This window comes from Pseudaquabacterium rugosum, from assembly GCF_038066575.1.
Classification (GTDB): domain Bacteria; phylum Pseudomonadota; class Gammaproteobacteria; order Burkholderiales; family Burkholderiaceae_C; genus Pseudaquabacterium; species Pseudaquabacterium rugosum.
This window is the reverse complement of record NZ_JBBUTF010000029.1, coordinates 46,077-61,108: the sequence shown is the minus strand read 5'-3', so window position 1 is coordinate 61,108 and position 15,032 is coordinate 46,077. Positions and strand designations below refer to the sequence as shown.

Sequence of the window (15,032 nt, the reverse complement as noted above, 5' to 3'; positions counted from 1 at the left end):
CACGCGCCCCACGCACCGGCCACGCTCGGTCCCCCACCAGCCACCAGCACCCAGCACCCAGCACCCAGCAACCGGCAACCGGCAACCAGCCCACCAGCCACCGCCCCCCCAGCGACAATCCCACCGCCCCATCGCCGACCCAGCCCCGGAACCAGACCCGGAAGAACAACAGCCATGCCCACCCAGACCCTCGTCCAGATCCTCCACAGCCAGGGCTTCGGCGTGCGGCGCGCCTGCGAAGGCCTGATCCTCGGCGGCCACCTGCGCATCGACGGCCAGACCCTCACCGACCCCGAAGCCCGCATCGACCCCCAGGGCCTGAGCTTCGAAGTCGAAGGCCGCCCCTGGCTCTACCAGGACAAGGCCCTCATCCTGCTGCACAAACCCGCCGGCTACGAGTGCTCCCAGAAAGCCTCCGCCTGGCCCAGCATCATGCTGCTGCTGCCCCCACCCCTGCGCCACCGCGGCGTCCAGTCCGTCGGCCGCCTCGACCAGGACACCACCGGCGCCCTGCTGCTCACCGACGACGGCCCCCTGCTGCACAAGCTCACCTCCCCCAAGCACCACGTGCCTAAGGTCTACGAGGTCACCGCCGCCCGCCCCATCGAGGACCGCCAGATCACCCGCCTGCTCGCCGGCGTCGTCCTCGACGACGATCCCCGCCCCGTCGCCGCCCAGGCCTGCGAACGCACCGACGAACTGCACCTGCGCCTGACCCTCACCCAAGGCAAGTACCACCAGGTCAAGCGCATGATGGCCGCCGTCGGCAACCACTGCGAACGCCTGCACCGCAGCGCCATCGGCAACCTCGTGCTGGACGGCGGCGACCTGCCCGAAGGCCAGTGGCGCTTCGTCACCGACGCCGAACGCGCCGCGCTGACCGCCAAGCGCTGAGACGACCCCGCGCAGCAACACCCCGGCGCCGCATCCGGAATCATGGTTTCCGATGAGTGAACCGGTGTTTCGATTTTCGGATCCGACCCCTATAGTCGCTGACACCGACGATGTGCGGCCCCGGCCCGGACAGGCCATGCGGCGCGCACCGGAAGGCCGCCGGCCCTGAGCCACGCGGCCGGCCGTCGGTCCCGCCCGGGTCGCTCTGCAGCCCACCCGGGCCCGACCCACGCCGCGGCGCCCTGCGCGTGCCGCCGCCCCGCGCGCCGATCCGGGCCGCGGGCCCCGCATCGCCGCACCCATGATTCCGACTCCACTGCGTACGCGCCTGGCCGGCGCGCTGCTGGCCGCTGCCGCCATCACGGGCAACGCCCAGGCCGCCCCCCTCGTCGACGGCCTGCTGCTGCAGGCCACCTCGACCGACATCCCCCTGCTCGGCGCGGCCGACGGCTACACCACCGCCGGCCCGCAGGCCAGCGCCATGCTCGACAGCGGCTTCGGCGCCATCGAGTTCCTCGACGCCGCGGCCGACCTCTTCATCGACCTGCAGGACGATGGCCTGATCGCGGTCTACGGCTTCCGCGACGGCCGCAGCGGCAGCCTGACGATCGACATCATGGGCCTCGGACAGCCGCTGGGCGCGGTCCAGGCCCTGCAGAGCGTCGCCGGTCTCGACTGGCTGCTCGTCGATGGCCACACGCTGCGCATCCGCTTCGACGACGTCGACTTCGATCCCTCCGGCTCGCCCTGGACGGCCCGGCTGCAGGCCGTGCCCGAGCCCGGCGCGCTGGCGCTGAGCGCCGTCGCCCTCGGCGCGCTCGCCCTGCTGCGCCGCCGCCCGCGGCGCCACGGCAGGGCGTCCACGGCGGCGCTCAGCACGACATTCACCACGACATTCAGCACGGCATTCACCACGACCGTCGCCGCCGCCGCCGGGCTGCTGCCGGCCGGTGATGCCGCCGCTGAAGTCGCGCGTCAGGTCGCACCGTCCGACGGCTGGGCCGCGATGGCCGGCGGCACCAGCGGTGGCGCCGCGGCCGCCGCGAACCAGATCTACACCGTCAGCAGCCGCAGCGAGCTGCTGACGGCGATCGCGCTCGGCGCCGGCCAGCCCAAGATCATCAAGGTGGTCGGCACCATCGACATGAGCGAGGGCCAGCCCTACACCAGCGCGGCCGACCAGCGCAGCCGCGCGCTGGTGCGCCTGCCCTCCAACACCACGCTGATCGGCGCCGGCCCGGGCGCCGGCTTCGTCAACGCCTGGATCACCATCCAGAGCGTCAGCAACGTGATCGTGCGCAACCTCAAGATCGTCGCGCCCTGCGACGCCGCGCCGGTGTGGGATCCGTCCGACGGCGCCACCGGCGCCTGGAACGCGGCCTACGACGCGATCTCGGTCATCGGCGCCGACCACGTCTGGATCGACCGCAACACCTTCACCGACCTGCCGCTGACCGACGCCACGCTGCCGCTGGAAAACGGCGTGAAGAAGCAGTGCCACGACGGCGCGCTCGACATCACCAAGGCCGCCGATCTGGTGTCGGTGACGAACAACCTGTTCGACCAGCATGACAAGACGATGCTGATCGGCAGCAGCGACAGCGGCGCGACCGCCGCGGCCGATGTCGGCAAGCTGCGGGTGACGCTGGCCGGCAACGTCTTCCGCGGCATCACGCAGCGCGCGCCGCGGGTGCGCTTCGGCCAGGTCCACCTCTACAACAACTACTTCGAGGGCGCCAAGACCGCGGCTGCCTACCCGCACCTCTACAGCGTGGGCATCGGCAAGAGCGCCCAGGTGCTGTCGCAGGGCAATCTGTTCGCCATCGGCGGGGCGGCCCCGGGCCAGTGCGCGGCCATCCTGACGACGCTCAACGCCGACGGCGTCAGCTTCTTCCGCGACGGCGGCTCGGTGCTCAACGGCGCGGCGCTGGGCGCCTGCGCGGTGTCGTCGAGCGCCAGCTGGAGCCCGCCCTATGCCGCGGCGGTGCGCCCGGCGGCCGTGGTCAAGGCCGCGGCCCTGGCCACCGCCGGCGCCGGCCGCCTGACGACGACGATCAGCGGCAGCGGCCTGACCGGCGGCCTGCCGGGCACCCGCGTGCCAGCCAACGGCCAGAGTCAGGTCCACATCGACACCCCGCTGTCCATCGCCTTCGACGGCCCGCCGACGCTCGGCAGCAGCGGCACGATCCAGGTCTGGCGCGATGACGGCACGCTGGTCGACACGCTGGAGATCGGTACCGCGCCCTCGGCCAGCGACACCCAGACCGTGATCGAGCGCCGCAACCTGGAGATCAACGCCATCGGCGCGGGCGCCATGCCCGAGGGCCGCGCCCGCTGGGTCTTCTACCGTCCGGTGACGATCGAGGGCAACCGGGCGACGATCCGGCTGCGCGACAACCGCCTGGCACCGTCGACCACCTACCGCGTGACGATCGCCCCCGGCGTGCTGCAGGGCACGATCAACGGCGCGGCCTTCAACGGCATCGCGGCCGGCGGCTGGAGCTTCACCACCCGCGGCCAGCCGGCCTCCTCGACCGAGATCACGGTCGGCGCCAGCGGTGCCACGCCGGACTTCCGCACCGTGCAGGGCGCGCTGAACTGGGTGATGAGCCGCTGCGCGACCACCGTCACCACCTGGGGCTGCGCCAGCGTCACCGTGCCCAAGACCATCACCGTGCTGCCCGGCCGTTATGCCGAGATGCTGGTGCTGCGCAACGTCGCCAACCTGACCCTGGCCGGCACGCAGCGCGATGCGGTCCAGGTCTTCGACCAGAACTTCGAGTCGCTCAACCGCGGCAGCGGCGCGACGGCGGCCGCGCCCGGCACCGACCTGACCACCAGCGGCAAGGTGCCCGGCCATCGCATCCTGGGCGGCGGACGCTCGGTGTTCCTGGTCGAGAACGCCGACCTGCTGCAGCTGCGCGACTTCACGCTGGCCAACACCCACGCCCGCGGCACGCTGCTCGACAACCAGGCCGAGGCGATCTACTTCAACACCTCGACCACGTCGGCCGCCGCGCGCCTGGTGGCCCGTCGCATGAACTTCCTGAGCGAGCAGGACACGCTGCAGCTCAAGGGTTATGTCTGGGTGCACGACACGCTGGTGGCGGGCAACGTCGACTTCATCTGGGGCAACGTGATGGCCGCGCTGTTCGAGGACAGCGAGATCCGCTCGGTGGCCGACAGCGCCGGCAGCTCGCCCGGCTACATCCTGCAGTCGCGGGCCACACCGGGCGATGCCGGCTTCGTCTTCCTCAACAGCCGGCTGACGGCCGGCCCGGGGGTCAGCCAAGCCTATCTGGCGCGCAGCGGCGGCACCACGGCCACCAGCTATGCCGACAGCATCGCCTTCATCGGCACCCGCATGGGCGGCCACATCCTGCCCGTGGGCTGGTGCGTGGGCACCGGCACCAGCCGCACCGGCACCGCTGCCGGCAGCTGCGGCAGCAACCCGCCGCCGTGGTCGGGCACGGCCGATGGCGGCGCCACCGAGACCACCGGCTGGCGGGAGTGGGGCAGCCTGGACGCCCAGGGCGCACCGCTGGACGTGTCGGCCCGGCTGGGCACGGTCACCGTCACCGCCGGCGGCCTGCCGCGCACCGTGACGCTGGCCCGCCAACTGGGCGCCCCGGGCGCACTGGCGCTGCGGGCCGAGGTCTTCCGGCAGTCGACGATCGCCACCGGCGCGCCCGGCGGCTGGGTGCCGGCGCCCTGAGCCGGGCCGGTCGACGCCGGCCGTCTGCCGGTCATGACGGACCGGCCGGCCTTCAGCCCGCCGCCACCCGCCCCGGCTTGCGCCGGTACATCGCCGCATCGGCCACGCGCAGCAGCGTGGCCGCGTCGCGGCCGTCCTCGGGGCTGAAGGCCAGGCCGGCCGAGGCGCCGACCTGCAGCTCCAGCCCGTCGACGCGCACCGGCTCGCTCAGGCTGTCGACCAGGCGGCCGGCGATCTCCTGCAGCACCGCCCGCGAGGACACGGCGGCGGCCATCAGCACGAACTCGTCGCCGCCCAGGCGGGCGACGACGTCACCGGGCCGGGTCTGGGATTGCAGGCGGCGGGCGAGCGCACGCAGCAGCGCGTCGCCGGCCTCGTGGCCGTGCTGGTCGTTGACCGGCTTGAAGCGGTCGAGGTCGATGTAGACCAGGCCCACGCCGTCGCCCTGGCGGTCGGCACGGCCCAGCGCCTCGGCCAGGCGCTCGTGCAGCAGCGCGCGGTTGGCCAGACCGGTCAGCGGATCGTGGAAGGCCTGGTGCTGCAGGCGCTCGTTGGCGGCCTCCAGCTCACCGGTGCGCGCGCGCACCAGCGCCTCCAGCTCGGCCGTGTGGCGGGCCACGGCCTGCGAGGCGGCCCACTTGGCCGTCAGCGTGTGGGCCAGCTGGGCCACCTCGATGGCGTCGAAGGGCTTCTTCAGCACCAGCAGGCGGTCGGCCGGCTCCAGCCGGGCCAGCACGTCCTCCCAGGCGTAGTCGGTGTAGGCGGTGCAGATGACGACCTGCAGCGCCGGGTCGGCCCGCCACAGCTGCTCGATGGTCTGCACGCCGTCCCAGCCCGGCGGCATGCGCATGTCGACGAAGGCCATCGCGTAGGGGCGGCCTTCGCGCCGGGCGGCCTCGACCTGGGCCAGCGCCTCCTGGCCCTGATAGGCGGAGTCGACGGCGAAGCCGCCGCAGCGGGCGCACTCCGGGCCGCGCCGGTGCGGGGCGGGCGTCGCGCCGCAGCCCTCCGCGGCCGGGGTCGGTGCCGCGGCAGCGTGCGGGCCGGCCATCGGCTGGGGCGCCGGGGACGGATCGCCGAACAGGCTGTCTTCCAGCGCATCGAATGCGGCGGCGCCGGCGGCCTCCGGCGTCCCGGCCGACCGGGAGCCGCCGGGGCACAGCACCTTGCGGAAGTCCTCGTGGATGGCCGGCATGTCGTCGACCAGCAGCACGCGGCGCTCGCCACCGGCCCAGGCGCAGGGCGGTGCCGCCACGGCGAGGGTGACGGCGCTGCGGATCTCGCCGGCGACGGGCCCGTCCGGGCGGAGCGGGGAGATCGGGGCGTCCGGCAGCAAGGCCGGGATGCGGACCGCGGGCGCGTTCATGCGGAGGTCTCCAGCGGCAGGCTGAGCGTGAAGCAGGCGCCATGACCGGGGCCGGCGCTCTCGGCCATCAGCCGCCCGCCCATCTCGTGCGCGGCCAGGATGCAGCTGTGCAGCCCGAAGCCGTGGCCACGCGCCCGCGTCGTGTAGCCATGGGCGAAGATGCGTTCCAGGTCCTCGGCGGCGATGCCGTCGCCCTCGTCGCTGACCGACAGCTTCAGCTGCCCCTCGGCCGGCTCGGCCCAGACGCGGATCGTCAGCTGGCGGCCCTGCGCACCGTCGGCCTCCATCGCCTGCTTGGCGTTCGAGATCAGGTTGACCAGGATCTGCAGCACGCGGTGGCGATCGACCGGCACCGGCGGCAGCTCGGCGATCTCGCGCCGCACGTCGATGTGGTGGCGGGTCAGCGCACCGGCCTGCATGCGCAGCGCGTCGTCGACCAGCTCGGCCGGGGCGATGGCCACGCGCTGGCGGGCCTGGGCGCCCGGCGTGGCATAGGCCTGCTGGGTGGCGACGATGTCCTTCAGGTGGTCGATGCTCTTGCCCATCTGGCCCAGCTCGTCGAGCAGCTGGGTCTGCTCCTGCTGCAGCTGGCCGTGCAGGCGCTCCAGGTACTCGGGCAGCTGGCGGCCGCGGGCATCCGCGGTCAGCAGGTGGACCAGGTCATCGCTGCCGCGCAGCATCTGCACCGCCTTGCCCAGGCCCGGCAGGCGCGAACCGCGCACCTGCTGGCCGATCACGCCCGCGGCGATGTTGACGCTGTTGAGCACGTTGCCGACGTTGTGCAGCACATTGGTCGCCACCTCGGCCATGCCGGCCAGACGGGCGCTGTCGACCAGCGCGGCCTGGGCCTGCTCCAGCTCGCGGGTGCGCTCGCGCACCCGTTCCTCCAGATCGGCATGCAGGGCCTCCAGGCGGTGGTTGGCCTGCTCCAGCTCGGCGGTGCGGGCCTGCACGCGGATCTCCAGCTCGTCGTTCAGGCGCCGCACCTCCTGCTCGATGCGGCTGCGCTCGGCGATCTGGGCCTGCAGGTCGGCATGGACGGCCTCCCACTGCGCCGGCCCGGGCAGGGCCACCGCCTTGGGCACCAGGGGCACCAGCACCGCCGCGGTGGCCACCGAGGCCGCGGCGGTCAGCACCTTGATCCAGCCGGCCAGCGCGTAGTCGGGATGCCACAGCGTCCAGATCGACATCACGTGGGTCGCGCCGCAGGCCAGGATGAAGACGCCGAACAGCAGGAAGACCCAGCCGAACTGCAGATCCTTGCGGCGATGGACGAGCAGGCCGAGCGACACCGGGATGGTGGCGTAGGACAGTGCCGTCAGCGCGTCGGAGCCGACGTGCATCAGCATCAGCCGGGGCTGCCAGGACAGGCAGTAGCCGTGGGGCAGGTACTGCGCGAGGGTCTGTTCCATGGGCGTGGGGTGGCCGTGGCGGGGGGCAGCCGGTGACGGGAGCGTGGTGGCCGCGTGGGCGCCGTGCGCGGGAGGCGGCACGGCGGCCGTGGCGATCGGGACGCGGGTCGGGGACTGCTGCCGGTCATATCGGCCGCGGGCCGGCGCGCTTGAGCCGCAGCGGGGCCGGGCGCTGCGCGGATAATCCCCGGACCATGCAGGTCTTCCGCGGCTTCCATCATCCTGGCCTGGCCGACGCCTGCGCCGTCACCATCGGCAATTTCGACGGCGTGCACCGGGGCCACCAGGCCATGCTGGCCTTGCTGCACAACGAGGCGCGTCACCGCGGCCTGGCCAGCTGCGTGCTGACCTTCGAGCCGCATCCGCGCGAGTTCTTCGCCCGTCGCGGCGGTCAGCCGGAATCCGCCCCCCGGCGCATCGCCACGCTGCGCGACAAGCTGGCCGAGCTGGAGCGCTGCGGCATCGACCAGGTCGTGCTGCTGCGCTTCGACCCGGCGCTGGCGGCGCTGGCCCCGCAGGACTTCATCCAGCAGGTGCTGCTGGACGGCCTGCGCGCGCGCTATGTGCTGGTCGGCGACGACTTCCGCTTCGGCGCCCGCCGCCTGGGCGACTACGCGACGCTGGACGCCGCCGGCCAGCGCCTGGGCTTCGACGTCGCCCGGATGATGAGTTACGAGGTGCACGGCCTGCGGGTGTCGAGCTCGGCCGTGCGCGAGGCGCTGGCCCATGGCGACATGGACGCCGCCGCCGCGCTGCTGGGCCGGCCCTGGTCGGTCAGCGGCCATGTGCTGCACGGCCGCAAGCTCGGCCGCAGCCTGGACGCGCGCACGCTGAACCTGCGCTTCGAGCCCGGCCATCCGGCGGCCGCCGGCATCTTCGTCAGCCGCGTCCACGGCCTGACGCCGCAGCCGCTGCCGGCCGTCTCCAGCCTGGGCGTGCGGCCGACGGTCGAGGACGCCGGCCGCGTGCTGCTGGAGACCCACTGCCTGGACTGGCCCGACGCCCTGGGCCGCGAGGGCGGCTACGGCCGCGTGGTGCGGGTCGAGCTGACCCACAAGCTGCACGACGAGCGCAAGTACCACTCGCTGGAGGCGCTGCGCGAGGGCATCGCCCGCGACTGCGCCGACGCCCGGGCCTGGCACGCCGCCCACCCGCCGCGCCAGGTCTGAGGCGCGGCCCGCGCGGGCGGCGCCCTGCACCGCCCCGCCCCGCCGCGGGCGGCCTCAGCGCAGCGTGGTCTCGCCGGTGGCCAGCGTGGGCAGCAGCTGGCCGGTCAGCGCCAGACGACGCAACTGCGCCTGCTGCCAGCGGTAGGTCTGCTCGGCCAGGCGCTGCTGGATGGCATAGAGCCCGTCCTGCAGCCCGATCAGCTGGGACAGCGAGCGCCGGCCGGCCTCGAACTGCAGCTCGCCGGCGCGCACCAGGCCGCCGTACTGCTGCACCTGCAGCCGCAGACGGGCGACCGCGCGCTCCGACTGCTCCAGCCGCGGCACCAGGGCCTCCAGCTCGGCGCGGTTGACGCGCTGCAGCCGCTCGGCCTCGGCCTGGGCGGCCTCGGCACGCAGCCGGCTCTCGTCGCGCCGGTACAGCGATTCGCCGCCGAGGGACACGTCCCAGCGGGCGGTCAGCGCCCAGGCGTGCTGCTCGATCGTGGTCGGCGCGGGCGTGGTGCGATCGCTCAGGCGCTGGCGCAGCTCCAGGTCGACGCGCGGGGCCAGCAGGCTGGCGGCGCTCGGCACGCGGGCCTGGGCGGCCTCGGCCCGGGCCTGGGCCGCGGCGATCTGGCCGGTCGGCTGGGCGATGTCGCCGCCGGCCGGCGGTGGCAGCAGCGTGGGCTGCACGCCCGGCACGTCGAAGCCGGTCAGGCGCATCAGCTTCTGCCGCGCCCCGGCGCGCTCGGCCTCCAGCTGGTCGAGCGCGATCTCGGCATCGACCTGCGACGCGCGGGCCTGCTGCAGATCGATGTCCGAGGCCTTGCCCAGCGTGTTCTGGCGGCCGACGAGTGCGACCAGGCGCTGCACGTCGTCGAGCCGGCGCAGCGCGTGCGGCGTCAGCTGCTCCAGCCGCAGCAGATCGAGATAGGCCTCGGCGATGCGCTCGGCGCCCTCCTCGCGCGAACGGCGCACGTCGGCATCGGCGGCACCGACCTCGCGGCGGCTGGCCTCGAGCTCCCGGGCATCGTTGCCGGCGTTGTAGACGTTCAGGCGCAGCGAGGCGTCGATCCGCTGGTTGCGCCGCGCGACGTCGGTGCCGGACTCCTCGTCACGCGCCTGGCCGCGCAGGACATTGACGCCGAGGGTCGGGGCGTAACGGGCGCCAGCCGCCTTGCGCCGGGCGTCCGCCGCCTCGCGCAGCAGGCCGGCTCCGCGCACGCCGGGGTCGTCGGCGAGCGCCCGGCCCAGCACCTCGGCCAGGGCCAGGGCATCGGGTCGCGGCTGCCAGAGCGGCGCGGCGGCCGGCGCGGGCGGCGGCGGCAGGCCGGGCTCGGGCGAGACGTCCTGCAGCAGGGGGCGGCCGGTGGCCGCTCCAGCCGCTCCGGTCGAGACGGCCGATGCCGCGGCCGCGGCGCCCGCCGCCCGGGCCGGTACCGCGCGCCGCACCGCCGCCCCGGAGACGCGGGCGCCGGACTGGGCGACCGTCAGCACACCGCCGTCGAGCCCCGGCGTGCGCCAGCCGGCGCGGCCGTCCTCCAGCGTCGCGGCGCCGGCCGAAGGCACCGCCAGGGCCAGGGCCATCGCCAGGGCCGCGGGCGCGCGCCGGCCGAGGGGAGCCGCCGCAGCGGCCACCGGTGCGACGGCCGCGTTGGCCGTCAGCGGGTTCATGCGGCGGCCGGCCACGCGGGTCGCCTTCTTCGGATCGCGGACCATCATCGCTCCTGCAGCGCGCCCTGCACGCCACGCAACACGGGTTTGAGCAGGTACTGCATGACGCTGCGCTGGCCGGTCAGGATGCCGGCCTCCACCGGCATGCCGGCATTGATCGGCAAGGCCTTGCCGTGCAGCTTCAGCTGGTCGCGCGCGGCCGCGAGCTGGACCTCGAAATAAGGGCCCTCCTTCTCGTCGGGCAGCGCATCGGCACCGACGCGCTGGACGGTCGCGCCCATCTTGCCGTAGGTCGATGCGTCATACGGCAGCACCCGCACCTGGGCCTGCTGGCCGACGTGGATGAAGCCGATGTCCTGCGGCTTGACCCGCACGCTGAGCACCAGTTCGGCCTCGTCAGGCACGATCTCGACCACCGGCTTGCCGGGCACGGCCAGCGCGCCGCGGGTGGTCAGCAGCACCCGGTTGACCACGCCGTCGATCGGCGCCAGCAGCTCGCGCCGGGCCGCCCGGTCGCGCCGGCCGCCGAGCTGGGCGTCCAGCGTCGCCGTGCGGGCCTGGAACTCGGTGCGCAGGCGGCCCCATTCGGCACGTGCCCGCGCATCGGACTGGGCCAGCTGGGCCTGGGCCTCGGAGGCACCGGCCCGCAGCCGCGGCAAGGACTGCTGGACGGCGTCGAGCTCGGTGCGCTGCTGCAGCAGGCGCTGCTGGGCGGCCAGGAAGTCGGCGCGCGACCCCGCGCCCTCGCGGAACAGCCGGTCCTCGATCGCGTGCGCCTCCTCGGCCACCTTGACCGCGGCCGACAGCGCCCGGATGCGGGCCTCGGCCTCGGCCAGCTCGGCACGGCGGGCGCTGGCCGCCTCGCGCAGGCCGGTCTGGGCCGACAGGTACTCGCGCTGGGCATCGCGCCACAGCTGCGTCTCCTTGTCGACCAGGGACGGCGCCTCGCGCTGCACCAGCGCATCGAAGTGCGGCTCGCCGCCCTGCAGCAGGGCGTCGACACGCGCCAGTCCGGCCAGCGCGGCCAGCTGCTGCTGGCGCGACTCACCGACATCGGCTTCGGCCTGGGCGGTGTCCAGCCGGGCCAGCACCTGGCCGACGCGCACGCGCTCGCCGGGCTGCACCAGCACCTCCTGCACGATGCCGCCTTCCAGCGTGCCGACCTCCTGCAAGCGGCTCGGCGGCACCACGGTGCCCCGGACCTGGACGGCGACATCGAGCTCGGCGAAGCTGGCCCAGGCGACCGCGGTGACCAGAAAGGCCAGGATCAGCCCGACCATCAGGCCGATCAGCCGGCGCGGGCCGGCATCGGGATCATGCGGCGGCGCCTCGAGCGAGGCGGCCGGAGAGGGCTTGCGGCTCATGACGGACGTCCGGGCGTGAAACGGGCACGGATGCGGCCGGGCGGCGGCGCAGCGCGCGAGGCGGGCATCGACGGCACGGGAGCGTCGGTGCGCGGAGCGGGCTCACGCCCGCGCCCGGCCCCGGGCGGGAGGTCGGACGGGAGCTCAGGCAAGGCGTCCGGCAGCACGCTGTGCAGCGTCGGCGGCTCGGGCGCCCTGTCGGCGGCCGCCACCGCACGGGCGGGGGGCGGACGCGGGGCGGCGACCGCACGGGGCGGTGCGGGCACCGGGGGCACCGGCGCCAGCGGATCGAAGGCCGGCTCCAGCGGCGGCAGATGGCGCCCCCAGGTCGCGGCGTCGATGGCGTCATCGACGACGATGCGCTCGCCCCCGGCGACCATGGCCGGATCGCCGAGCACACCCTCGGCCGCCGCGGCGGCGTCATCCCCGGGCTCGTCGGGCCACTGCAGATGGAGCGGACGGGGCGCCAGGCCCGCGGCGCCGCGCGGGCGGGCCGGCGGCACGGCCTGGCCTTGTGGCACGGGCGGCATCGACGGCGGCGGAACGGGCGACGGCGGGAGCGGCGGCGACAACGGCGACAGCGACTCCGGCACGCCGGACGGACGGACCGCCGGGCCCGCGGCCCCGGTCGCGCGAGGCGCCACCGGCTGGTGCGGCTGGTGCGGCTGGTGCGGCACGTGCGGCGCGAGGAGGTCGAAGGGCGAGAGCGGGAGCTCGACCGTGGGCGGTTCGAGATCGGGCGCCGGATCCAGCACCAGATCCAGCGCCAGATCGATGTCGAGGTCCGACGCGGAGGATGCCGTGGGCGCGGCGGCCTCGGCCTGGGCGGCCGGCTGCGCCGCGGGCACGGCGGCCGCTGTCGGCGCGGCCACCACCGGGCGCGCCGGCCGCACGGGCACGGGCACGGGCACGGGCACGGGCACGGGCACAGCGGCAGCGGCAGCGGCAGCCGACGCAGCCGCTCGGGGCGCCGCCGGGGCCGTTGCCACAGGGATCGTCGCCACAGGGGCTGTCGTCGCCTGGGTTGCCGCCTGGGTTGCCGACTGGGTCACCGCCTGGGTCGCCGCCACCGGCGCCGCGGCCACGGATCGGGCCGCCGGCTCGCGGACCGGCGCACGCGGTGGCGCCGTGCCCCGGGTCGAGGCCGGCAGGGGCACCGAGCCCGCAGCCGGCGGGACCGGCCGCGCCGCGCCGGACGCCGCCGGCCCCACGCCGGCGCCCTCGGCCGCCGGCCGCTCGGCGGACAGCGCCTTGAGCACCGCGTCGCGCGGGCCATCGGCGATCACGCGGCCACGGTCCATCACCACCAGGCGATCGACCAGCTGCAGCATCGCCATGCGGTGGGTGACCAGGATGATGGTCGTGTCGTGCAGCGCCCGCAGGCGCTCGATCAGGCGGGATTCGGTGCCCGGATCGACCATCGAGCTGGGCTCGTCGAGCAGCAGCAGGCGCGGCCGCGTCAGCAGCGCCCGCGCGATGGCCACGCACTGGCGCTGACCGCCCGACAGGCGCTCACCGCGCTCGCCGACCTCGGTGCCCACGCCTTCGGGCAGCGCGTTGACGATCTCGTCCAGGCAGGCCGTCTGCATCGCCTCCAGCAGCGCGTCGTCGTCGCGGCGCACGCGGCCGAGCTCGATGTTCTCGCGCAGCGAGCCGTGGAACAGCGTGACGTCCTGCGGCACGTAGCCGATCTGCCGGCGCAGCGACAGCGGCTCCAGCGTCGTCGTCACCAGCTTGTCCACCAGCACGCTGCCGGCCGTGGGTTCGTACTGGTTCAGCAGCAGCTTGAGCACCGTGCTCTTGCCCGAGCCCAGCTTGCCGATGATGCCCACGCGCTCGCCCGGGCGGATCTTGAGCTTGAGGTCGTGCAGCACCGGCGGCTGGTTGGGATAGCCGAAGCTGACCTCGCGGAACTCGACCCGGCCCTTGATCGGCGGCGCCTGCAGCGCGGCCGGCGCCTCGTCGGTGGGGGCGTTCATGATCTGGTCGAGCGCGCGGTAGCTGAGCTTGGTCTGCTCCCAGCGCACGATCAGGTTGGCGATCTGCGCCACCGGCCCCAGCGCGCGGCCCGACAGCATGCTGACGGCGATGATCTGGCCCAGCGTCAGCGTCTGTTCGGCGGCCATCACCGCCCCGACGGCGACGATGGCCACGTTCGACAGCGTCATCAGGCCGGCGCTGAGGTAGTTCAGGCGCGAGGTGACCTCGCGCGTCTCCAGCGTGTTGTGGGCGATGGCCTGGGTCAGGCCTTCCCACTTGCGGCGGCTCCAGGCCTCGACGCCCAGCGCCTTGACCGTGTCCAGCCCGTTCATCGTCTCGAACAGGTGGGCCGTGCGCTGCGAGCTCTCGCGCGTGCCCTCGGAAATGCGGCGCGAGAGGGCGCCACGCGCGAACCAGGACACGCCGATCAGGATCGGGATGAAGGCCAGCGGCACCAACGCCAGCCAGCTGCCGATGGCGAAGATCACCAGCAGGTACAGCAGCATGAAGGGCATGTCGCCCAGCACGGTCAGCGTGGTGGTGGCGAAGAAGTCGCGCACCGCCTCGAAATCCCGCACCGTGTTGGCCAGCACCCCGCCCGAGGCCGGACGGCTGCTGGCGCGCAACTTCAGGCACTGCGCGAACACGCGGGCCGACAGCGCCACGTCGATGCGCCGCGCCGCGCTCTCCAGCAGATGGCTGCGCAGCAGCTTCATCAGGAACTCGAAGACCAGCAGCAGCGCCACGCCGCTGGTCAGCACGCCGAGGCTGCCCAGCGCGTTGTTGGGCAGCACGCGGTCGTAGACCGCCATCGTGTAGAACGGGATCAGCGCGCCGAAGATGTTGAGCGCCAGCGTGCCCATCAGCGCCCACTGGAAGATCCAGCGGTTGCGGCGGAACACGCCCCAGAACCACTGCGCCGGCTCGGGCAGCGTGTAGAGCAGGCTGCGCTGGTCGAAGTACAGGCGCGGGCGCACCGCGTACCACAGCGCCGGCCCCACCTCCTCCTCGATGCCGGTGAGGTCCAGCCAGGTGCTGCCGTCGATGCCGGGCAGATGGCATTCGAAGCGGCCGTCGCGCATCGCGACCACGGCGATGGCCTCGCCATGCGCGCCCAGCACCAGGGCCGGCATCTCGCTGGCCTTGCGCGCGCTGCGCCGCGACAGGCGCGAGGCCACCATGCCCGCGCTCGACAGCATCTTGCGCAGCTGCTCGGGGTGCGGCGTGGTGCCCAGCGGCGCCGTGCCGGTGACCAGCACGCCGAGCTCCTTCAGGCGCTCGGCCTGCACCGGCAGCCCGAGGAAGCGGGACAGGAAGACGATGCTCTCGTGGAGCGGCACGGTGCCCGCCAGCTGGGTGCTGCTGGCGAACTGGGTGCTGGAGGCGAACGGTGTCGCCTCCGCGGAAGACTCGGCGACGGACTTGCGGAACATGGACCTGGGCCTGGACTGCGCGCGGCAGGACAGCTGCGGACACGGA

8 protein-coding genes are annotated in these 15,032 nt (G+C 74.3%); 3 read left to right on the top strand and 5 right to left on the bottom strand.

Annotated features, from left to right (window positions below):
- Positions 1–174: 174 nt before the first annotated feature.
- Together AACH11_RS22505 and AACH11_RS22500 are read left to right on the top strand one after the other, a co-directional pair.
- A complete protein-coding gene (locus tag AACH11_RS22505) occupies positions 175–894 on the top strand; it encodes a pseudouridine synthase (RefSeq protein WP_341376526.1) in 720 nt (239 codons plus the stop codon).
- A 301-nt stretch (positions 895–1,195) separates the two neighbouring features.
- Complete coding sequence (locus AACH11_RS22500; RefSeq protein ID WP_341376525.1) at positions 1,196–4,609, top strand: pectate lyase family protein; 3,414 nt, start codon at positions 1,196–1,198, stop codon at positions 4,607–4,609.
- 52 nt (positions 4,610–4,661) lie between these two features.
- Here AACH11_RS22500 and AACH11_RS22495 read toward each other — a convergent pair whose 3' ends face one another.
- Both AACH11_RS22495 and AACH11_RS22490 read right to left on the bottom strand, forming a co-directional pair.
- On the bottom strand, positions 4,662–5,975 hold the full coding sequence (locus AACH11_RS22495; protein ID WP_341376524.1) for a diguanylate cyclase domain-containing protein: 1,314 nt from the start codon (positions 5,973–5,975) through the stop codon (positions 4,662–4,664).
- A complete protein-coding gene (locus AACH11_RS22490) occupies positions 5,972–7,387 on the bottom strand; it encodes a sensor histidine kinase (protein WP_341376523.1) in 1,416 nt (471 codons plus the stop codon). The genes AACH11_RS22495 and AACH11_RS22490 overlap by 4 nt, the downstream gene beginning before the upstream one ends.
- A gap of 194 nt (positions 7,388–7,581) precedes the next feature.
- On the opposite strand from AACH11_RS22490, the gene AACH11_RS22485 reads away from it, so the two are divergent.
- On the top strand, positions 7,582–8,556 hold the full coding sequence (locus AACH11_RS22485; protein ID WP_341376522.1) for a bifunctional riboflavin kinase/FAD synthetase: 975 nt from the start codon (positions 7,582–7,584) through the stop codon (positions 8,554–8,556).
- A gap of 54 nt (positions 8,557–8,610) precedes the next feature.
- Here the strand turns inward: AACH11_RS22485 and AACH11_RS22480 are convergent, their stop codons facing one another.
- Genes AACH11_RS22480 through AACH11_RS22470 form a run of 3 tightly spaced genes read right to left on the bottom strand, consistent with a single transcriptional unit; the run spans position 8,611 to position 14,986 of the window.
- On the bottom strand, positions 8,611–10,254 hold the full coding sequence (locus AACH11_RS22480; RefSeq protein WP_341376521.1) for a TolC family protein: 1,644 nt from the start codon (positions 10,252–10,254) through the stop codon (positions 8,611–8,613).
- Complete coding sequence (locus tag AACH11_RS22475) at positions 10,254–11,573, bottom strand: HlyD family type I secretion periplasmic adaptor subunit (protein WP_341376520.1); 1,320 nt, start codon at positions 11,571–11,573, stop codon at positions 10,254–10,256. The genes AACH11_RS22480 and AACH11_RS22475 overlap by 1 nt, the downstream gene beginning before the upstream one ends.
- Positions 11,570–14,986, bottom strand: a complete 3,417-nt coding sequence (locus AACH11_RS22470) for a type I secretion system permease/ATPase (RefSeq protein WP_341376519.1) — start codon at positions 14,984–14,986, stop codon at positions 11,570–11,572. Before AACH11_RS22470 ends, AACH11_RS22475 begins: the two co-directional genes overlap by 4 nt.
- Positions 14,987–15,032 lie beyond the last annotated feature (46 nt).